The 18,683-nt window shown below is 69.7% G+C and carries 18 protein-coding genes and 1 tRNA gene; 8 read left to right on the top strand and 11 right to left on the bottom strand.

The window, feature by feature from the left end:
* Nucleotides 1-109 precede the first annotated feature (109 nt).
* Nucleotides 110-1,678, top strand: a complete 1,569-nt coding sequence (locus ASF89_RS15745) for a hypothetical protein (protein ID WP_156463406.1) — start codon at nucleotides 110-112, stop codon at nucleotides 1,676-1,678.
* Nucleotides 1,679-2,091: 413 nt separating this feature from the next.
* Here the strand turns inward: ASF89_RS15745 and ASF89_RS12370 are convergent, their stop codons facing one another.
* From ASF89_RS12370 to serS, 8 genes are all read right to left on the bottom strand, one after another.
* On the bottom strand, nucleotides 2,092-3,189 hold the full coding sequence (locus ASF89_RS12370; protein ID WP_055815233.1) for a phosphate ABC transporter substrate-binding protein PstS: 1,098 nt from the start codon (nucleotides 3,187-3,189) through the stop codon (nucleotides 2,092-2,094).
* 220 nt (nucleotides 3,190-3,409) lie between these two features.
* On the bottom strand, nucleotides 3,410-4,315 hold the full coding sequence (locus ASF89_RS12365) for an SCO1664 family protein (protein ID WP_082489999.1): 906 nt from the start codon (nucleotides 4,313-4,315) through the stop codon (nucleotides 3,410-3,412).
* Nucleotides 4,312-4,974 carry a DUF3090 domain-containing protein gene (locus ASF89_RS12360; RefSeq protein WP_055815231.1) on the bottom strand — a complete coding sequence of 221 codons (663 nt, stop codon included), beginning with the start codon at nucleotides 4,972-4,974 and terminating at the stop codon, nucleotides 4,312-4,314. The genes ASF89_RS12365 and ASF89_RS12360 overlap by 4 nt, the downstream gene beginning before the upstream one ends.
* Nucleotides 4,975-5,094: 120 nt before the next feature.
* Nucleotides 5,095-5,781, bottom strand: a complete 687-nt coding sequence (locus ASF89_RS12355) for an MSMEG_4193 family putative phosphomutase (protein WP_200913415.1) — start codon at nucleotides 5,779-5,781, stop codon at nucleotides 5,095-5,097.
* A gap of 38 nt (nucleotides 5,782-5,819) precedes the next feature.
* Nucleotides 5,820-6,839: a glycoside hydrolase family 6 protein gene (locus ASF89_RS12350; RefSeq protein WP_055815228.1), complete on the bottom strand. Its 1,020-nt coding sequence runs from the start codon at nucleotides 6,837-6,839 to the stop codon at nucleotides 5,820-5,822.
* A 217-nt stretch (nucleotides 6,840-7,056) separates the two neighbouring features.
* Nucleotides 7,057-7,141: transfer RNA gene (locus tag ASF89_RS12345), tRNA-Ser, on the bottom strand.
* Between the two features lie 80 nt (nucleotides 7,142-7,221).
* The gene (locus ASF89_RS12340; RefSeq protein ID WP_055815224.1) at nucleotides 7,222-8,064 is read right to left on the bottom strand and encodes an HAD family hydrolase; all 843 of its coding nucleotides are present in this window, start codon (nucleotides 8,062-8,064) and stop codon (nucleotides 7,222-7,224) included.
* Nucleotides 8,061-9,326, bottom strand: a complete 1,266-nt coding sequence (gene serS, locus ASF89_RS12335) for a serine--tRNA ligase (protein ID WP_055795210.1) — start codon at nucleotides 9,324-9,326, stop codon at nucleotides 8,061-8,063. The genes ASF89_RS12340 and serS overlap by 4 nt, the downstream gene beginning before the upstream one ends.
* Before the next feature lie 169 nt (nucleotides 9,327-9,495).
* Between serS and ASF89_RS12330 the strand changes: the two genes are divergently transcribed.
* The gene (locus ASF89_RS12330) at nucleotides 9,496-10,548 is read left to right on the top strand and encodes a diacylglycerol kinase family protein (protein ID WP_082475006.1); all 1,053 of its coding nucleotides are present in this window, start codon (nucleotides 9,496-9,498) and stop codon (nucleotides 10,546-10,548) included.
* Here the strand turns inward: ASF89_RS12330 and pheA are convergent.
* The gene (pheA, locus tag ASF89_RS12325; protein ID WP_055815220.1) at nucleotides 10,545-11,504 is read right to left on the bottom strand and encodes a prephenate dehydratase; all 960 of its coding nucleotides are present in this window, start codon (nucleotides 11,502-11,504) and stop codon (nucleotides 10,545-10,547) included. The genes ASF89_RS12330 and pheA overlap by 4 nt on opposite strands.
* A gap of 69 nt (nucleotides 11,505-11,573) precedes the next feature.
* Here pheA and pgm point away from each other — a divergent pair, with 69 nt between their 5' ends.
* From pgm to ASF89_RS15880, 4 genes are all read left to right on the top strand, one after another.
* Nucleotides 11,574-13,193 carry a phosphoglucomutase (alpha-D-glucose-1,6-bisphosphate-dependent) gene (pgm, locus tag ASF89_RS12320; RefSeq protein ID WP_055795207.1) on the top strand — a complete coding sequence of 540 codons (1,620 nt, stop codon included), beginning with the start codon at nucleotides 11,574-11,576 and terminating at the stop codon, nucleotides 13,191-13,193.
* Nucleotides 13,194-13,314: 121 nt separating this feature from the next.
* On the top strand, nucleotides 13,315-14,367 hold the full coding sequence (locus tag ASF89_RS12315; RefSeq protein WP_055815218.1) for a matrixin family metalloprotease: 1,053 nt from the start codon (nucleotides 13,315-13,317) through the stop codon (nucleotides 14,365-14,367).
* A gap of 67 nt (nucleotides 14,368-14,434) precedes the next feature.
* Nucleotides 14,435-14,599 carry a hypothetical protein gene (locus ASF89_RS15740; RefSeq protein WP_156463405.1) on the top strand — a complete coding sequence of 55 codons (165 nt, stop codon included), beginning with the start codon at nucleotides 14,435-14,437 and terminating at the stop codon, nucleotides 14,597-14,599.
* Between the two features lie 117 nt (nucleotides 14,600-14,716).
* Nucleotides 14,717-14,857, top strand: a complete 141-nt coding sequence (locus ASF89_RS15880; RefSeq protein WP_162240696.1) for a hypothetical protein — start codon at nucleotides 14,717-14,719, stop codon at nucleotides 14,855-14,857.
* Nucleotides 14,858-15,552: 695 nt separating this feature from the next.
* Here the strand turns inward: ASF89_RS15880 and ASF89_RS12305 are convergent.
* A complete protein-coding gene (locus ASF89_RS12305; protein ID WP_055815212.1) occupies nucleotides 15,553-16,401 on the bottom strand; it encodes an SDR family oxidoreductase in 849 nt (282 codons plus the stop codon).
* A 66-nt stretch (nucleotides 16,402-16,467) separates the two neighbouring features.
* Here ASF89_RS12305 and ASF89_RS12300 point away from each other — a divergent pair, with 66 nt between their 5' ends.
* Nucleotides 16,468-16,821, top strand: a complete 354-nt coding sequence (locus tag ASF89_RS12300) for a helix-turn-helix domain-containing protein (RefSeq protein WP_055815209.1) — start codon at nucleotides 16,468-16,470, stop codon at nucleotides 16,819-16,821.
* 75 nt (nucleotides 16,822-16,896) lie between these two features.
* On the opposite strand, the gene ASF89_RS12295 is transcribed toward ASF89_RS12300, so the two are convergent.
* Nucleotides 16,897-17,478, bottom strand: a complete 582-nt coding sequence (locus ASF89_RS12295) for a helix-turn-helix domain-containing protein (RefSeq protein ID WP_235484122.1) — start codon at nucleotides 17,476-17,478, stop codon at nucleotides 16,897-16,899.
* Nucleotides 17,479-17,547: 69 nt separating this feature from the next.
* Between ASF89_RS12295 and ASF89_RS12290 the strand changes: the two genes are divergently transcribed.
* Nucleotides 17,548-18,537 carry an NAD(P)/FAD-dependent oxidoreductase gene (locus ASF89_RS12290; RefSeq protein WP_156463404.1) on the top strand — a complete coding sequence of 330 codons (990 nt, stop codon included), beginning with the start codon at nucleotides 17,548-17,550 and terminating at the stop codon, nucleotides 18,535-18,537.
* Nucleotides 18,538-18,683 lie beyond the last annotated feature (146 nt).

Genomic DNA, 18,683 nt, shown 5'->3' with positions numbered 1-18,683 from the left:
GCAGATATGACTCATATTCGCTGCTAAAGTCTGCACGTCGCGCCAGTACTAGCGCGACTCGTACTTTGGGGAAAATGTGAAGAGAAGCACCTGGTCCATCCGTGCGCTAATGATGGCGACCGTCCTGACCGTCGGTGTCATGGTGCCTCTCGCGGTCAGCGCAAGCGCGTCGGCGGCAGCCGATGTCAGCCCGCCGACACTGATCAGCAGCTCGGTCTCGAAGAAGACCTTCGACTTCGCTGACGGACCGGCGACATTCACGGTCACAGTAAAGGTCTCTGATCCGTCGGGCGTGGAGACCCCGGTGGTGACCGCGAGCAGCCTCTCGACCACGCAAGGTGCAGGGTTCGGCAGCATGCGGCTCGTCGCCGGAACGACCTTCAACGGAACCTGGCAGAGCACGATCAGTATTCCGACGAATGCTGCGACAGGCCAATGGGAGATTCTGCTCTATCCCCTGGACGACATGCTCGGAAACTCGTCGTTCTTCACCACACTCACGACAATCGACGTGCTCGCCCCGAAGCCTCCCGATACGAGTGCTCCGAGGCTCGTCAGCAGTGCCATCACCCGCACGAGCTTCAACCTCTCGCAGGGGCCCGCGAACTTCACGATCACGGCCACCATCAGCGACCCGTCGGGCGTCGAGACCCCCACGGTGGTGGCGAGCAGCACTTCGACGACACAATCCGCAGGCTTCGGCAGCATGCAGTTGATCAGTGGAACGACGAAGAACGGCACCTGGCAACGGACGATCAGCATTCCCACGACCGCAGCTCCAGGCGGTTGGGAGGTCCGGCTCTATCCGTTGGAGGACACGCTCGGCAATAGAGCCTCGTTCGTCACCCTCGCGACGATCTCGCTCACGAACAGACCTGTGCTGACGGCAGGCACGCCCTCCATATCCGGCTCGGTCACCGTCGGTCAGCCCGTCACCGCGCAGACCGGCTCGTGGCGTTCGGGAACGCAGTTCTCATATCGATGGTTCGCGGACGGCGTGCTCCTCAGCGGCTACAGCACGAAGACGATCACCCCCACGGGGGCGACCGTCGGTAAGAGATTGACTGTCCTAGTGACGGGAAGTCTCAGCGGATACGAATCGGCGTCCAAGTCATCGGCGCCGAGTTCCGCCGTGATGAAAGGCACCCTGACCGCTAGCACCCCCGTCATCAGCGGCACAGCCAAGGTCGGCCTCCTCCTCACCGCCACAGCCGGCAGATGGACCACCGGAACCACGTTGACTTATCAATGGTCGGCAGATGGAAAACCGATCAGCGGTGCGACGAAAACAGCCTTCGTACCCGGCGGCTCGAATGCGGGTCAGAGAATTTCGGTCCAGGTCACCGGCATTCTGAACGGTTATGCGACCCGGGCCGCGGCCTCATCACCGACGATGGCTGTCGCGAAGGGCACACTCGTCTCCCCCGTGCCGACGATCAACGGAACCCCGAAAGCCGGTGTCTCTTTGACGAGCCGAACGGGCACATGGACGTCCGGGACGGTCCTGTCGTATCAGTGGCTGGCCAATGGCAAGGCCATCGCCGGTGCTAACAAGACCTGGTTCACGCCGACTGCGACGCAGCGAGGCCAGAAGGTGACCCTGCAGGTCACCGGCAAGCTCACCGGCTACACATCCGTCAGCAGGGTCTCGGCCGCCACGGCGGCCGTCGCGAGGTAGCGGGCGCGTACCGGAGTACCGGACCTGGGGGCGGACGAATGCCTCGCTTCGAAAGGCTCGGCCGCGTGCCGCGCCGCCGTTCTCCCCCGCCACCCACGACGCCAGTTTGTGGACAAGACGCCAGCTTCAACCCTTGCGTCTTGGCCGCGCCCCCACGCAAACCGCCACCGACTCGACACCCCGCCACCGGATCACGTGGCGGCATGTCGAGAACGTGGCGGCGCAGCCGCCGGCCTCCCCCACCACCCGCCACGCACGACCCCACCCCCACCCACCACGCCAGGTCATGGACCCGACGCCCGCTTCAACCCTGGCGTCGTGTCCACAACGTGGCGTCGTAGCGCCGCCACGGGCACACGCAGGCGAGGCCGCCGCCCCGGGTGGGGGCGACGGCCTCGTGGGTGCGGCGGGTGCTACTTGATGGTCTCGATGACTCCGGCGACCTCGGTCGACAGCTCGCTCGAGATGGGGGCCGAGCCGGCGGCGTCGGCGGCGACCTGCTGGCCGTCCTCGCTGGTGACGTAGCTGAGGTACGACTTCACGAGCTCGCCCTGGGCCTCGTCCTTGTAGGACTCGCAGGCGATGAGGTAGCTGATCAGCACGATCGGGTAGACGCCCTCGGCGTCGGAGGTGCGGTCGATCGCGATGGCGAGGTCGCCGGCGGTGCGGCCCTCCTCGCGCGGCGAGGCGTCGACGATCGCGGCGGCGGCGTCGGCCGAGTACTCGACGAACTCGTCGCCGACCTTGACCTTGGCGACACCGAGGTCACCGGCGCGCGAGGCGTCGGCGTAGCCGATGGTGCCGGTGCCGTTGGTGACGGCGTCGATCATGCCCGAGGTCAGGTTCGCACCCTCGCCCGAGTCGAGGGGCCAGACGTCGTCGGCCTCGTCGGTCCACACGTCGGGGGCCGTGGCGTGCAGGTAGTCGGTGAAGTTCTCTGTCGTGCCCGAGTCGTCCGAGCGGTGCACGGCGGTGATGGGGGTGCTCGGCAGGTCGGCGTCGGGGTTGTCGGCGGCGATCTCGTCGGCGTCCCACGTGGTGATCGAGCCGTTGAAGATGCCGGCGATCGTGGCGGGGGCGAGGTTCAGCTCGTCGACGCCCTCGACGTTGAAGATGACCGCGATGGGCGACACGTAGGCGGGCAGCTCGACGATGTCGGTGTCGGGCGTGCAGCCCGCGAAGGTGCTCGACGAGATCTCGTCGGTCTTGAAGGCCCGGTCGGAGGCCGCGAAGTCGGCGGCGCCGGAGATGAAGCTCTCGCGTCCACCACCCGAGCCCTGGGGGTCGTAGTTGACGGTGACGCCCTCGTTGGCCGTCTGGAACGCGGCGACCCAGGCCTCCTGGGCCGACTGCTGCGACGAGGCGCCGATGCCGGAGATCGAGCCGGACAGGTCGGAGGATGCGCTCTCGGAGGGGCTGGTCGAGCCGCCTTCGTTCGAGGCGCAGGAGGCGAGGAGGACGGTGCCGACGGCGGCGATCGCCAGGACGGTACCAGTGCGCTTGAGTTTCATCGGGTTCCTTCGTGAGGTGCTGACAGCAGGGGAAGCGGGGTGCTCAGAGGAATCTGACCGCCTCTCGTGTCCTGCTCACGACCTCTCCGTGTCCTCCGGGTGAACGGGTGGTCTCGACACGGTCACGATCCCGCCGCGGCGGCGGCCCTCACGAGGTGCGCCGCATTCCGGGAGGCGCGCTGAAGCCCCCGGAGACACCACCCAGGAGGCGCGGCGTCCCTCAGAACAGCGGCCAGGGCACCGCCGACGACGCACCCGAGGGCGCGGGGAACCGGCCCTCGCCGATCAGGTGCTCGATCCGCTCGATCGTGGCGACCCGCGCCTCCTCGGTCAGCAGCTCGACGAGCGAGTCGCCGAGGGTTCCGTCCAGGTCGGCGCGCAGCCGGTGCAGGCCGTCGAGCTCCGCGGCGTCGAGCTCGTCGCCGATCCACCCCCAGAGCACCGTGCGGAGCTTGTGCTCGACGTGGAAGGTGAGTCCGTGGTCGACCCCGAGTCGGCGGCCGTCGGGCAGGGCGAGCACGTGGTCGCCCTTGCGATCGGCGTTGTTGACCACGATGTCGAAGACGGCCATGCGGCGGAGCGCCGGGCTGTCCTCGTGGATGAGCGCGACGGGTCGGTCGTCCTCGTCGGAGCCCTCGAGCACCGTGCGCCACCCCGTCTCGGGCACCTCGTCGGTCGGCAGGAGGTCGACGGCGGGGTTCTCGGCGTCGATCTCGCACCAGAGCTGCACCATGCCGGGGCCGTGCGGCCCGTCGCGCAACCAGGTGCGCGGGACGACTCCCCACCCGAGCGCCTCGGAGACGAGGTGGGCGGCGGCCTCTCGCCGGGCCAGGTCGTTGTCGGGGAAGTCCCAGAGCGGTCGTTCGCCCTTCGCGGGCTTGTAGACCACCTCACGGTCGCCGATGAGCCCGACGAACGTCGCGTTCGACGCCGTCGTCAGTCGCGCCGTCAGCTCGAGCTCGCCCCGGTCGAGGTCGAGGTCGACGTGGAGGTCGGGGCCGGGGACGGGTTCCGAGTCGGCACCGAGGCCGCCGGCATCCGCACCGAGACCGACGTCGACGTGATCGCCGCTCTCGGCGCCGTCGTCGGCCCGGGTCTCGGACCCGCCCCCGACGCCGGTGGTCACCAGAGGTCGCCGGCGGGGCAGTCGTGACCCTCGGGGTCCATGGGGTTGCCGCAGCGCGGGCACAGGGGGCGACCGGCGCGGACGACGCCGAGGGTGCGGGTGGCGAAGGCCCGCGCGGTGCCGACGGGGATCCGCACGCGCAGCAGCTCGGCGGGTTCGACGACCTCGGCCAGCATCGCGGCCTCGCCGTCGCCGTCGCCGCGGCCGTCGCCGGGATTCGAGTCGAACGCGAAGCCGTCGAACCCGTCGAGACCCTCGAGGCCGTCGGGTGCGCCCGGGCCGTCGGCCGGATCGTCGTCCTCGATCAGGGGGAACGCCTCGATGACGACCTGCGCGGTCGAGGGATCCCAGCCGAGGCTGATGGCCCCGGTGCGGAACTCGGCGGTGACGGGCTGATCGAGCGGTTCGTCGTCGAGCAGCTCGGCGGGGGTCTCGGTGGGGATCGACACGGGGTTGCCGCGGCCCTCGGCGGCCTTCAGCTCGTCGAGCAGCTCGTCGACCTTCTCGGCGAGCACCGCGGCCTGCTGCTTCTCGATCCCGACGCTGACGACGCGGGCGCCGGCGCGCACCTGCAGGTAGAAGGCCCGTGCGCCGGGCTGACCGACGGTGCCGACGACGAAACGATCGGGCCAGTCGAATCCGTGCACGATGGTTGGCATGCGCTCATCCTACGAGCGCCGTGCTCCGAGCGGCCCCGGAGTCACGGGGCGCGACCCCCTGCAGGAGGCGCGGTGCCGGTCGGTCACGACCCGCCCCTCCTCGAGGAGGCGCGGTGCCGGTCAGGCGTGCCCCGCGCCTCCGCCCACGGGTGCGTCGCCCGACGGGGCCGACGCCCGCAGCCACGACAGATCGCCGGAGTCGGTGTTGGTGGCGATGACGTCGGGGCGGTGGGTGCCGTAGCGGACGATCGAGATCGACGCCGGGCCGACCGCGATGCGCTGGAAGAGGTCGAGGTGCATGCCGAGGGCGTCGGCCAGCACCGATTTGATGATGTCGCCGTGGCTGACGGCGACCCAGACGGCGCCCGGCCCGTGCTCGGCCTCGATCTCGGCGTCGCGTCGGCGGATGGCGGCGACGGCGCGCGACTGCATCGTCGCCATGGGCTCGCCCCCGGGGAACACCACGGCCGAGGGCTGCGACTGGACGACCGACCAGAGGGGCTCACGGGCGAGGTCGGCGAGCGAGCGGCCCTGCCAATCGCCGTAGTCGCACTCGGTGATGGCCTCGTCGAGCGGGCTGTCGAGCGGGCCCTGCTGGGCGTCGATGACGGCCGACGCCGTCTGGCGGCAGCGGTCGAGGGGGCTCGAGACCACGGCGACCACGGGCACGGCGGCGATGCGCTCGGCGGCGCGGAGGGCCTGCTGGCGACCCACCTCGTCGAGGTGGACGCCGGGGGTGCGCCCGGCGAGGAGCCCGCCGGCGTTGGCGGTGGTGCGGCCGTGCCGCACGAAGAGGACTGTGGCCATACCCGTGAGCCTACGGGCGGCCGCCGACGGTCGAGTCGCTACGGGCGGTTGGCCACCAGGGCGGTCGCGTACGACGGGAACCAGGCCCCGGCCGCCGGACCGCCGTTGCACGGACCGTCGCTGGCGCCCGGCGTCTTGATCCACAGCTGGGCGTCGAGCCGACCCGTGCCCTTCGTGCGGTGCGGGTTCACCCCGAGACCGGCGCCGGGCGCGTTGCACCAGGTGCCCTTCCAGCCGCGGCCGTTGCGCGAGACGTCGACGACGTAGCGCGCGCCTCCCACCTTCGACGACACCTTCTCGGCGTAGGCGACCTCGTTGGCCACGGGGTAGTAGTTCGACACGTTCGTGGCGAAGCCGCGGGCGACTCCGACCCCGGCGGCGACCAGGCGCTTCGCCATGACGTCGGCGGGGACCCAGTTCGAGTTGCCGGCGTCGATGTACGACGGCACGCCCGCGGCGCTGAGGGCCGTGACGGCCTTCTTGATGGTGGCCTCGCGGCCGGCGGCGAGCTCGGGGCAGCTGCTGAGGTGGGCGAGGGCGTCGGGCTCGACGATCACGACGGCCTTGCGCCCTCGGAGGGTGTCGGCGATGCGCTGGTTCCACGTGAGGTACGCGGCCGACGACGCCGCGCCTCCTCCGGAGAACCCGCCGCAGTCGCGGTTGGGGATGTCGTACGTGACGAAGACGGGCGTGGTGCCGGCCTTCTCGGCCTCGGCCAGGTTGTAGCGGAGGACCTCGACGAGCTGCGCGTCGCTGTACCACGAGCCCAGCCAGATCGCGACGGACTGCCCGGCGATGGTGCGGGCGGCGGCCGCGTCGCGCGTGCGGCCCTGCTTCGCGAGGGCGTCGGCGGCGCGCGAGGCCTCGCTCGAACGCTGCACGTAGAGACCGCCGGCGTAGACGGTCGTGGTCGGCGCGGTCTTGATCGTGGCACGGGTCACCGTGGCGGAGCCTCCCGCGGCGGCCGAGGCGGACGAGGCCGGGGCGATCGCTGCGAGGCCGGCGCTCAACACGAGAGCGCCGACGGCGACGGCGCTCGCGAGGGCGAGACGGGTCATGGGACGGATCCTCAGAAGTGGCGGGCCTCGGGGTGCGAGCTCAGGTGCTCGACGGCCACGTCCAGTGCACCACGTCCGGCCGACCGGGGCAGCCCCTCGTTCTGGTCACGCCGCCGGACCGTGCGCTGCGGCGAGGGGCGCAGCGATGCGACGCGCTGCGGTCGGAGACGCTGCGGTCGGAGACACTGCGGTCGGAGACACTGTCAGGCGCCTGATGCGGAGGGCGTGGGATTCGAACCCACGAGACATCTCTGCCCACTTGTTTTCAAGACAAGCTCCATCGGCCGCTCGGACAGCCCTCCCGGCCTGCGCGAGGCGTACCCCGGCGACCGCCGTCGAGTCTAGCGGACGACCCCGATCCGCCCCAGGGGCCTGCCCGGACCTACAGCGTCGCGAGCGCGGTGGCGAGCCCGTCGTCGAGGTCGGTGCCGGTCCGCTCGCTGGCGACCTCGACGACGTCCTCGGGCGCCTGGCCCATGGCGACGCCCCGACCCTCGGCTGAGGCCCAGCGCAGCATGTCGATGTCGTTGCGGCCGTCGCCGGCGGCGAGGACGCGGTCACGCGGCACGTCGAGCCACTCGCGGACCCGCTCGAGGGCCGTGGCCTTCGTCACGCCGTCGGGCGCGATGTCGAGCCAGGCCGTCCACCCGACGTTGTAGTTCACCTTCGAGAGGCCCATGCGCTCGACGACCTCGAGGAACTCCTCCGTGCCGTGATCCGGCGACACGACGACCACGCGGGTCGCGGGCCGTTCGCCCAGCTGCTCGAACTCGACCTTCTCGGCCTGACCGCTCGCCTCGATGACGGGGAAGGTGCCGCAGTAGCGCATGACCCCGTCGCGGTCCTCGACGGCGTACCCGCCCTCCGAGAGGTTCGACCGGATGGTCGTCAGGACCTCGGTCGGGTCGAACTCCTCGACGAAGACCTGGCGGTAGCCGGTGGGCGCCGTCTCGTCGCGGCCGAGGGTGATCGCGCCGTTCGCGCACACGACGTACTCGGACACGAGGCCGAGACGCTCGAGCACGGGCAGCGTCATCGAGACCGAGCGACCGGTCGCGATCATCACGCGGTGCCCTTCGCCGGCGAGGCGCCGGATCTCGTCGGAGACGGCGTCGCTGATGGTGCCGGTCTCTTGCATGATCGTGCCGTCGATGTCGAGGCAGACGAGCCACTGCTCGTCTGCGGGCAGGGCCCCGGCGGCCGCGGCGGGCGAGGGGCTCGTCATGCGACGGGCTCGATCACGTCGAGGCCGCCGAGGTAGGGGCGCAGGGCCTCGGGCACGATGACCGACCCGTCGGCCTGCTGGTGGGTCTCGAGGATCGCCACCAGCCAGCGCGTCGTCGCGAGCGTGCCGTTCAGCGTCGCCACCGGGGCCGTCTTGCCGCTCTCCGTCCGGTAGCGGATGTCGAGGCGTCGCGCCTGGAACGTGGTGCAGTTCGACGTGCTGCTGAGCTCGCGGTAGGTGCCCTGCGTCGGGACCCACGCCTCGATGTCGTACTTGCGGGCCGCGCTCGAACCGAGGTCGCCCGCCGCGACGTCGATCACGCGGTAGTGCAGGCCGAGCGCCTGCATCATCTCCTCCTGGAAGGCGACGAGCGCGAGGTGCTCGGCCTCGGCCTGATCGGGGTGCACGTAGGTGAACATCTCGAGCTTGTTGAACTGGTGCACGCGGAGGATGCCCCGGTTGTCGCGACCCGCGGCGCCGGCCTCGCGGCGGTAGCAGGTCGACCAGCCGGCGTAGCGCACGGGACCGGCCTCGACGTCGAGGATCTCGTCGGCGTGGTACCCGGCGAGCGCGACCTCGCTCGTCCCCGTGAGGTAGAGGTCGTCGGCGGGCAGGTGGTAGACCTCGTCGGCGTGCGACCCCAGGAACCCGGTGCCGGCCATGATCTCGGGGCGCACCAGGGTGGGCGTGATCAGCGGGGTGAAGTCGTTCTTCAGGGCGAGGTCGAGGGCCATGTTCATCATGGCGAGCTCGAGACGTGCGCCGATGCCCCGCAGGAAGTAGAACCGCGAGCCCGAGACCTTGGTGCCGCGCTTGATGTCGATGGCACCGAGCCGCTCGCCGAGGTCGGCGTGGTCGAGCGGCTCGAAGTCGAACTCGCGTCGGGTGCCGACCTCGCGCAGCGTGACGAAGTTCTCTTCGCCACCGGCGGGCACCCCGTCGATGATCGGGTTGCCGATCGAGCGGATGGCCCGATCGAACGCGGCGTCGGCCTCGGTGGACTCCGCCTGCGCGGCCTTGACGCGCGCGGCGAGCTCCTGCGCCTGGGCGACGAGGGCCTTCTTCTCGTCTTTGGGCGCCTTCGCGACGGTCTTGCCGAAGGCGTTCTGCTCGGCGCGCAGCGCCTCGAACGCGGCGATGGCGGTGCGTCGGGCGGTGTCGGCGGCGACGGCGGCGTCGACGACCGACTCGGACTCACCCCGAGCACGCTGACTCGTCTTGATGAGGTCGGGGGCGTCGCGCAGCAGCTGGGGATCGATCACCCGCCCATCCTAAAGAAGAAACGCCGCGCCTCCTCGGCGTCCACAGGGGCCGTGACGGTCCACGGCGTCGGCCTGGCCGTCCCTCCCCCGAGGAGGCGCGGGTCGAGACCGTCCACAGCCGCGCGCCCGCCACATGGTCCGTTCGCCGGGCGTCACCTAGGTTTGCTGCATGACGACCTCCTCCTCCCCCGCCGAGAGGCCCTCGTCGACCGAGGCCTCGTCGGCCGCCTCCGACGGCGGGGCGGGTCTCGACGAGACCGCCGTGCGGACGGCCGCGGTCGTCTACAACCCCATCAAGGTCGATCTCAAGACGATCCGCGCGTCGGTGCTGCGACACGAGCACGACGCCGGGTGGGGTCCGACGCGCTACTACGAGACGACCAAGGAGGATCCGGGCGGCGAGGTCACGGCGCGGGCCCTGGCCGAGGGCGCCTCGATGGTGATCGCGGCCGGCGGCGACGGCACGGTCCGTGCGGTGGCCGAGGCGCTGCGCGGCTCCGACACGTCGCTCGCCCTGCTGCCCTCCGGCACGGGCAACCTGCTCGCGCGCAACCTCTCGCTCACCCTCGATCGTCTCGACGACTCGATCGCGACCGCCTTCACGGGGCGCGACCGCGACATCGACCTCGGCGTCGTCGACATCGAGCGCGAGAACGGCGACCGCGAGACCAAGGTGTTCGTCGTCATGGCGGGTGTCGGGCTCGACGCCAAGATGCTCGCGAACACGAACGACGAGCTGAAGCGACGGGTCGGCTGGCTCGCCTACGTCGATGCCATCGCCCGAGCGCTGCGCGACGACAACAAGATCGACGTGCGGTACCAGCTCGACGGCGGCGAGACGAAGACGATGAGCGCGCACACGATCATCGTCGGCAACTGCGGCCTGCTGCCGGCGAACATCATGCTGCTGCCCGACGCCGCGGTCGACGACGGCATCTTCGACATCGTGGCGCTGCGACCCGAGGGCGTCATCGGCTGGGCGCAGATCTGGATCAAGATCGTGTGGGAGAACGGCGTGCTGCGGCGCAGCCACGTCGGGCGCCGCATCATGGCCGCGAACTCGAGAGAGGTCCGCACCCTGCGCTACAACAAGGGCAGGAAGCTCGTCGTGCGGCTCGACAGCCCGCAGGACTTCGAGATCGACGGCGACTCGGTCGGCAAGGCCGTCGCACTGCGCGCCGTCGTGGACCCTGGCGCGCTGACGGTGAGGGTCCCGGCCTAGACCGGGTCCACGCCCGACACGAGCCCGCGCAACCAGTCGCGGGCGTCGACGAAGGCGTCGTCGTCGTAGCGGGGGGACACCTCGACGGGCGTGCCGTCGGCTCGGGGGTACGAGCCCAGGAAGGTCACGTTCGGGCTGAAGCGCTTGAGACCGAGCAGCGCGTCGGCGACGCGCTCGTCGAGGACATGGCCCTCGAGGTCGATCACGAAGCGGTACCGGCCCAGGGCGTCGCCGATGGGGCGCGACTGGATGAGGCTCAGGTTGATGCCGCGCGTCGCGAACTGCTCGAGCATGTCGACGAGGGCACCCGCCCCGTCGACCGGCAGCTCGACGATGAGGCTGGTCTTGTCGGCGCCGGTGGCCGGCGGCACGGGCACGGTGCGGCTGACGAGCACGAAGCGCGTGACGGCGTTGGCGTTGTCACCGATCCCGGTCGCGAGCACCGTCACGTCGTGGTGGTCGGTGATGCCCGGGGGCGCCACGGCGGCGTCCGCCTCGCCCGGCCCGCGATCCGCGCGGAGCAGGTCGGCGGCCGCCGCGACGTTCGAGCTGGCGGGGATGTGCCCGTGCCCCGGCAGGTTCGCCTCGAGCCAGAGGTGCGTCTGCGCGTAGGCGACCGGGTGCGCGTTGACGACCCGCACCTCCTCCAGCCGGGTGCCCGGACGGGCCACCAGCACGAAGTTCACACGGACGAGGTACTCGCCCACGATGCGCAGACCCGGGACGGTGGCGAGGGCGTCCTGCGTGGCGCTGACGCCACCCTCGACGCTGTTCTCGATGGCGATCATCGCGGCGGTGCTGCGCCCGGCGACGACGTCGGCGAGCGCCTCGCCCACGTTGTTCACGCTGCGCCAGACGGCGCCCGCGGCCTCGGGGACCTGCTTCAGCGCGGCCTCGGTGAAGGTGCCGGCCGGGCCCAGGTAGCTGTAGGTCGACGAGGAGGCGGTGGTCGGCATGTCCGAGAGCCTACTGAGGGCTGTGGAGACCCCGCGACGAAGGTCGGCGGCTGGTGCCAGGATGACCTCATGACAGACCGTGCCGGAACCCCCGCCGAAGCCAGCGACCTCATCGACCCCGAGAAGGTCTCGGCCGCGTACTACGAACTCGTGCCCGACGTGTCGGACCCCGAGCAGAAGGTCGTCTTCGGCACCTCGGGTCACCGCGGCTCGTCGCTCGACTCGGCGTTCACCGAGACCCACATCGCCGCGATCACGCAGGCGATCGTCGAGTACCGCGCGGGTCAGGGCATCACCGGCCCGCTGTTCATCGGTCGCGACACGCACATCCTCAGCGGGCCCGCCGAGCGCACCGCCGTCGAGGTGCTCGTGGGCAACGGCGTGCACGTTCTCGCCGACGCCGAGGGCGGCTACGTGCCGACCCCGGCCCTCAGCCACGCGATCCTCGTCTACAACTCCGACCCGGCGCACGCCGACAAGGCCGACGGCATCGTCGTGACCCCGAGTCACAACCCCCCGCGCGACGGCGGCTTCAAGTACAACCCGCCGCACGGCGGTCCCGCCGACAGCGAGGCCACCAACTGGATCGCGACCCGCGCCAACGAGATCATCGCGGCGGGCAACGTCGACGTCCTCCGCGCGGACGGCAGCCCCGGGCGCCACGACTTCCTCCGCGGCTACGTCGGCGACCTGGCGAACATCATCGACATCGAGGCCATCAAGAAGGCGGGCGTCCGCATCGGCGCCGACCCGTTGGGCGGCGCCAGCGTCGCGTACTGGGGTGCCATCCGCGACGTCTACGGCCTCGACCTGACGGTCACCAACCCGGGCGTCGACCCGACCTGGCGCTTCATGACCCTCGACTGGGACGGCAAGATCCGCATGGATCCCTCGAGCCCGTCGGCCATGGCCAGCGTCGTGCACCGCAAAGACGAGTTCGACGTGCTGACAGGCAACGACGCCGACGCCGACCGTCACGGCATCGTCACGCCCGACGGCGGTCTGATGAACCCCAACCACTACCTCGCGGTCGCGATCGACTACCTCTACACGCACCGTCCGCAGTGGCGGGACGACGCCGCGATCGGCAAGACGCTCGTCTCGTCGAGCATCATCGACAAGGTCGCCGAATCGCACGGGCGCCGCCTCTGGGAGGTCCCCGTCGGGTTCAAGTGGTTCGTGCCCGGGCTCGTCGACGGCTCGGTCGGCTTCGGCGGCGAAGAGAGCGCGGGCGCGTCGTTCCTCCGCACCGACGGCACCGTCTGGACGACCGACAAAGACGGCATCCTGCTCGCCCTCCTCGCCAGCGAGATCATCGCCGTCACCGGCAAGACGCCCTCGCAGCTCTACGCCGAGCTCGTCGAGAGGTTCGGCGACCCCGTCTACCAGCGGGTCGATGCGGCCGCGTCGAAAGACCAGAAGGCCCGACTCGGCAAGCTCAGCGGCGACGACATCACGGCGACCGAGCTGGCGGGCGATCCGATCATCGCGAAGCTGACCGAGGCCCCCGGCAACGGCGCGTCGGTCGGCGGACTCAAGGTCGTCACCGAGAAGGCCTGGTTCGCGGCCCGCCCCTCGGGCACCGAAGACGTCTACAAGATCTACGCCGAGAGCTTCGACGGACCCGAGCACCTCGCGCGCGTCCAGGCCGAGGCCAAGCAGATCGTCGACGCCGCGCTCGGCGCCTGACCCGGAGGGGGGATAGGCATCGGCCGGACCGGTGCCTATCCTCGTCGCAGGGGGAGGCGCGCGAGCCGTGGCTCACCGCCGACGTCGCGAGGGACGCCCGTCGGATCTGACAGGAGACCCCGTGACGACCTCGACCGAGAACACCCGCACCGACCAGCCCGCGAGCCCGCGCCCCGGAGCCCGCCGGCTGGTGGCGGCCGCGGCCACCCTGCTGCTCGTCGCCACCGCCGGCGTCGTCGGCTCGCAGAGCGCGCAGGCCGCCGGGGCCGTCGCATGCTCGACGACGGGCACCATCGACGCCAGCCGCACGACCGCCCTCCGGGCCGACTGCGCCTACGACGACCTCGCCGTCGCGGTCGGCCCGGGGCGGACCGTCCCCGTCCCCGCTCCGGGAACCACCCTGGCCATCGGCGTGGTCATGGCCGAGGGCGCCGCCGAACTGCCCGAGGTCACCATCACCCGCGACGCCGAAGGCCGGGTCGCCGTGGCGATCGGCGAGAAGGTCTACGGCGACGAGACCGCCGCCGAGAGCCTCACCGCCGAGACCGCCGAGACCACCGCCCCCGCGACGCCCAGGGCCGCCGCAGGCTGCGGGTCGACCACTGCCTGGTCGCAGTCGAGCCCCACCTGGCCCGGCGCCCTCTCGTGGTACATCAACGGCACCTCGCAGCCGCACCCGACCGCTGCGACGTCCGCCGTCCAGTGGGGCGCCTACTCGATGGCGTCGAAGTACACGCGCTGCGGCTACCAGATCAAGACCCGCGCGACGTCGAAGTACGTCGGCACGACGCGGTACGCCGTCGGGGTCTCGACCGCCGGCGGATGCAGCACGAACTCCGACGGACGCAACACGGTCGGCTACAAGTCGCTGCCCTCGGGCGTGCTCGGGGTCACCTGCGTGCTCTACGCGCCGACTCGCGCCATCGAGGCCGACATCGCCTTCACGACCAAGGCGTCGTTCTACGTCTGGTCGGGCACCGGCGCCTGCAAGCCCGGTCAGTTCGATCTGCGGACGACGGCCGCCCACGAGTTCGGTCACGCACTCGGTCTCGGCCACACGCAGGCCCGCTCGGCGCAGATCATGCAGCCCAGCGTCGGGTCGTGCGACTTCTCGACGCGCCTGAAGGGCGCCGGCGACGCCGCGGCCATCGCGAAGCTCTACCCGCTGAAGTAGCCGACCACCGACACGTGAGGCGCTGACGCCCAGGTGTGGCTAGCCGCCCGGACTATGCGCTCCCTTCTTGGCTCAGGCCCTGCTCTTCGTTGCACTTATCGTGGTCGGCGGCACCATGATCGGCTTTTCGATCCGAGAAGCCGAACAACTCCTCATCGTGATCGGGGCCTTGATGACGTTGTCTGGTTTCGTCGCCTCAGTGCAGCAGCAGCACCACCGACGTCGCCGCTGAACTCCGGGCGAGGCCGTGCGCCGAGCTCCGTCGAGGTGCACTGGGGAGGGATGAGGGGCGGAGCCCCTTCGTGTCGCAGCGGAGGTGGGATCCCGGCGCTCGCTCAGGTTGCGCCAGGTGCCCTTGCTCGTGCTCGTGCTCGTGCTCGTGCTCGTGCTGGTGCTGGTGCTGGTGCTGGTGCTGGTGCTGGCCTCGATACCACCGAGGGTGACCGCGACGGCCACGTGCAGCGCCTTCGCGGGGTGCGCGGTGGCGTAGTCCTCGATAGCGGTCTGCTTCCAGTACGAGGGCGTGGCCTCCACGCCGAGGAACGTCGCGCCGAGGGTGTTGCTCTCCCCCAGCGCGTGCCCGAGGGGTCGACGGTGGCGCGTGAGCGCCACGGCGACCCAGTGCTGGGCGTCTTTCGGCGTCTCGGCAGTGGGCGTAGACGTCGAAGACGAAACCGCCCTGCACAGGGCGCTGGCGGACGTAGCCGAGCGGGTCGGTGACGACCTGCCGGATCTGCCAGATGCCCTGCCCGCCCGGGATCGGCGGGACCGCGTAGGGGTGCTCGTAGGGACGGCGGCGCAGCACGGCGGCCGCCTGCTCACCCGATCCTCGTTCGCCCATGAGTTGGACCGTACGGGCCACCACTGACAAGACCGTCGACGTATCGTCCCCGGCCTCAGGGCAGACCACAGCTCGTTCATCGAGGGACTGCCCCGTAGGAAGTAGTACGGAATCGAGAAAGGGCCCCGGCAGCAGCCGGGGCCCTTTCTGTGTGCCCTATCAAGTCCAGCAGGCTCTGGTGGCGCGAAGGCGAGCGACCAGCCCCTTGGCGTGCTCATGACGCCAGCTGTCCCCTACGAACTGATACTCGCCCTGGTCGCCCGAGCACGACAGAGAGGGCCGACGCCACCCCACGGAGGCCGGACCAGACGGCAGTGGCTCAGCGCCGTCAAGACAGCGAGGGGTCAGGAACGAATGTCGCTGAGCCACTGCTCGACCGTGCGCGGCAGGAGCCCCAGCCGTGTCTGGGCGCTGGTGGCCTCGTCGATCACCTCTGCATCCTGCGTCGCGCGCCAGCGGTACGAAGCGACGACGGGAGCGGCACCCTCGGCGCCGAAGAGTGGCTCGATGACCGCGCCGAAGTCGTCGGGGGTCTGAGCCTCGAAGTGAACGTCACCATCGCGGTGGGCCGCGAAACCCGCGGCCAGGTCGGTGCCGAGAAGTCCCGGGAGAGCTCCGACGCCGACGACACCAGTGACCGAGGAGTCCTGCAGAAGTCGCGCCACGACGATCGCCACGTCGAGGTGCGAGCTCCACGACACGGCGTAATCAGCGCGGATCGGGTAGCGGAGGACACCGTCCTGCTCAACACCGGCCGTCACCGGTGGCAGGAGGAGGTTCTCGAGGTACAGGCGGGGTGCGACGACGGCGAGGGAGACACCGGTTGCCTCGAGGCCCCGGACGAGGATGTTCATCGGGCTGCCCTCGGACCCGGCACCCTCGATCAGCGCCCCGCTGGTCGACACGACGACCCGGGCCGGTCGAGCCGCCGCGACGGCGGCAACGACCGCCTCGGCCTGCGCCGTCTGCATATCGGGGGAGCCGACGGTGAGGTGGACGAAAACGCCGTCGAGGCCCTCATAGGCCTTCGTCAGCGACTCGACCGACGTGAGGTCGACGGCGACGGGCGTAGCGCCGCCCGTGTACGAGGCGGGATCACGGACAGCGGCGGTGACGGATGCACCGGCGGCGAGGAGTTCGGAGACGACAGGCGAGCCCTGGGCGCCTGTGGCGCCGTGAATGAGATAGGTCATGGGAGCCATTAGTGCACAGAGAGCATCGGTTACGTCAACTGCACTAATGGGCTAGGGTCCTTTTTCATGGCTTTCTGTGGGGATGTCTGGCCCGACTGCGGCATCGCGAAATTCCTGACTCTTCTCGACGGACCGTGGGCGACGTTGATCGTGCGCGAGCTTCTGACCGGCCCGGCTCGGTTCTCTGAGTTGAAGGAGGCCCTGCCCGGCATCAGCGCGCACACGCTCACGAATCGTCTCCGCAAGTTCGAGACCTCCGGTCTCGTGACCCGCACGGTCTACGCCGAGATACCGCCCCGGGTCGTCTATGAGCTGACAGAGACGGGCATGGGGCTCCGGCCTGTGCTCGAGTCGATGAACGTCTGGGCCCTGTCCGTCCCACAACCGCCGGCCCGAGAACCAGACATGGCACCCCGGTAGCCGACTGATTATCGGCCGGTGGGACGGTGTCGCTCTGTCTTCGGCACGAAACTCCAGCGATGACGTTTCCGGTCGTCACTCATCCTCAGCCAGCGGCCGGGCCCGCATGTGAATGCGGCGACCTTCCGTGCTGAAGATCGACAACATCTCCGCGGGGCCCTCGAGGGGTGTCATCCAGTGCGGGAATCGCGTATCGAACTCCGCTGACTCCCCCGCGTTGAGTATGACTTCCTTCTGCGCGATCACAAGGCGCAGGCGCCCTGAGAGGAGGTAGATCCACTCGTACCCGTCATGAACATGCAGATCCGGAATCGCCTCGGCACCGTCAGGGTGCGTAGGCATGGACACCTTGTATGTCTGCACCGGACTCGACGCCGCCGCGAGCGTCTCGAACCTGACTCCGTCGATGACTTTCACGGTCTGCTCTACTCGCGGGTCGACGACCTCCCTCGGCACGATGTCATCGAGGTCGAGACCCAAAGCACGCGCGACCGGAACCACGAGCTCAAGATTCGGCGCCCGCTTACCCGCTTCCAGACGAGATAGCGTGCTCGCGGAAACCCCTGTCGACTGTGAGAGTTCGACCAGCGTCAGGCACCGCTTCTCCCGAAAGGACCGAATGCGGGGTCCGATCATCGACAGATCGAGCTCGCTCACACCACCTACCTTCTTGCTATATCAGCATCTCGAATTGCAAGAAGCGTAGTGCGGGTTGAGGCTCAGTACATGACCAAGACCGCAGAAACCACTGACGCCGACCTCGACAACGGACGCGACGATGCCGCCATGTCGAAGGAGCAATGGGACGTTATCGTCATCGGCGGCGGTGTCGCGGGGCTCAGCGCTGCCCTTATCCTCGCCCGCGCGCGGCGACGAGTCCTTATCCTCGACGCCCAGAGCCCCCGCAATCGGTATGCCGCACATATGCACGGCGTCCTAGGTCGTGATGGCTATTCCCCACTGGATCTCGTGGCCGATGGAGCGCGCGAAGTACGCGCAGTCGGTGGCGTCATCCTGCAGACCACAGCACGTGCTGCCCGCTCTGTGAGCGGAGGATTCGAGGTCACGACGACTGACGGCATCGTCGTCAGCGGGCGGCACCTGATCTTCGCAACAGGAGCCCGAGACCTCCTCCCGGACATCCCCGGTCTCGCCGAGCAATGGGGCCGCGGCGTGGTCGCCTGCCCCTACTGTGATGGATACGAGAATCGCGACCGAACCATCGGCGTTCTCGCCGCTTCCATCGCGGGTCTACACAAGGCGCACATGCTGCGCTCGTACTCAGCCGACATCGTCGTCTTCACCGCCCTCGCAGGTGATGTCCCGGCTAGCGATCGTGAACTCCTCGAGGCGCGGGGCATGCGCATTGAGACGACTCCCGTCAAAGAGACGGTCATAGACGGTTCAACTCTCACAGGCCTCGTTCTCGAGAACGGCACCTCGATTCCCATCGACGTCGTGTTCGTCGAGCCACCACTCATCGCCCAAGACGAACTCCTGCAGCAACTAGGAGCCGCACTGAGCGATTCACCCTTCGGCCCGTGGACGTCGGTCGACGCCGCGGGACGCACGAGCGTTCCCGGCGTCTGGGCCGTCGGTAACGCAGCAAACCCGACCGCCCTTGTTCCGATCGCCGCAGGCTCCGGCGCCACTGCGGCACTAGCACTCAATGCGGAGCTGATCGGTGCCGATATCGCGGCGTCTAGCGTCCGATAGAGGATCCGTCATCGGACGCGGGCGTGCGTCAATCACTCCCCCGCAGCACACGGCTCGGCGCGTCTCGATAGACCCGTCCGAAATCGATCTCAATGAGGGAACCCCTAGTGAGGCGGCAGAGTTTGGTCCTCGGACCTCTCGCCGAA

It is taken from the genome of Frigoribacterium sp. Leaf172 (genome assembly GCF_001424285.1).
Classification (GTDB): domain Bacteria; phylum Actinomycetota; class Actinomycetes; order Actinomycetales; family Microbacteriaceae; genus Frigoribacterium.
This window is presented reverse-complemented; position numbering and strand designations above follow the sequence as displayed.

Bases quoted from the DNA above. Each gene is read 5' to 3' on its own strand.
- ASF89_RS15745 (WP_156463406.1), top strand. From the start codon at position 110: ATGATGGCGACCGTCCTGACCGTCGGTGTCATGGTGCCTCTCGCGGTC.
- ASF89_RS12370 (WP_055815233.1), bottom strand. From the start codon at position 3,189: ATGAAACTCAAGCGCACTGGTACCGTCCTGGCGATCGCCGCCGTCGGC.
- ASF89_RS12360 (WP_055815231.1), bottom strand. From the start codon at position 4,974: ATGCCAACCATCGTGCACGGATTCGACTGGCCCGATCGTTTCGTCGTC.
- ASF89_RS12355 (WP_200913415.1), bottom strand. From the start codon at position 5,781: ATGGCCACAGTCCTCTTCGTGCGGCACGGCCGCACCACCGCCAACGCC.
- ASF89_RS12350 (WP_055815228.1), bottom strand. From the start codon at position 6,839: ATGACCCGTCTCGCCCTCGCGAGCGCCGTCGCCGTCGGCGCTCTCGTG.
- ASF89_RS12340 (WP_055815224.1), bottom strand. From the start codon at position 8,064: ATGACGAGCCCCTCGCCCGCCGCGGCCGCCGGGGCCCTGCCCGCAGAC.
- ASF89_RS12330 (WP_082475006.1), top strand. From the start codon at position 9,496: ATGACGACCTCCTCCTCCCCCGCCGAGAGGCCCTCGTCGACCGAGGCC.
- pheA (WP_055815220.1), bottom strand. From the start codon at position 11,504: ATGCCGACCACCGCCTCCTCGTCGACCTACAGCTACCTGGGCCCGGCC.
- pgm (WP_055795207.1), top strand. From the start codon at position 11,574: ATGACAGACCGTGCCGGAACCCCCGCCGAAGCCAGCGACCTCATCGAC.
- ASF89_RS12305 (WP_055815212.1), bottom strand. From the start codon at position 16,401: ATGACCTATCTCATTCACGGCGCCACAGGCGCCCAGGGCTCGCCTGTC.
- ASF89_RS12300 (WP_055815209.1), top strand. From the start codon at position 16,468: ATGGCTTTCTGTGGGGATGTCTGGCCCGACTGCGGCATCGCGAAATTC.
- ASF89_RS12290 (WP_156463404.1), top strand. From the start codon at position 17,548: ATGACCAAGACCGCAGAAACCACTGACGCCGACCTCGACAACGGACGC.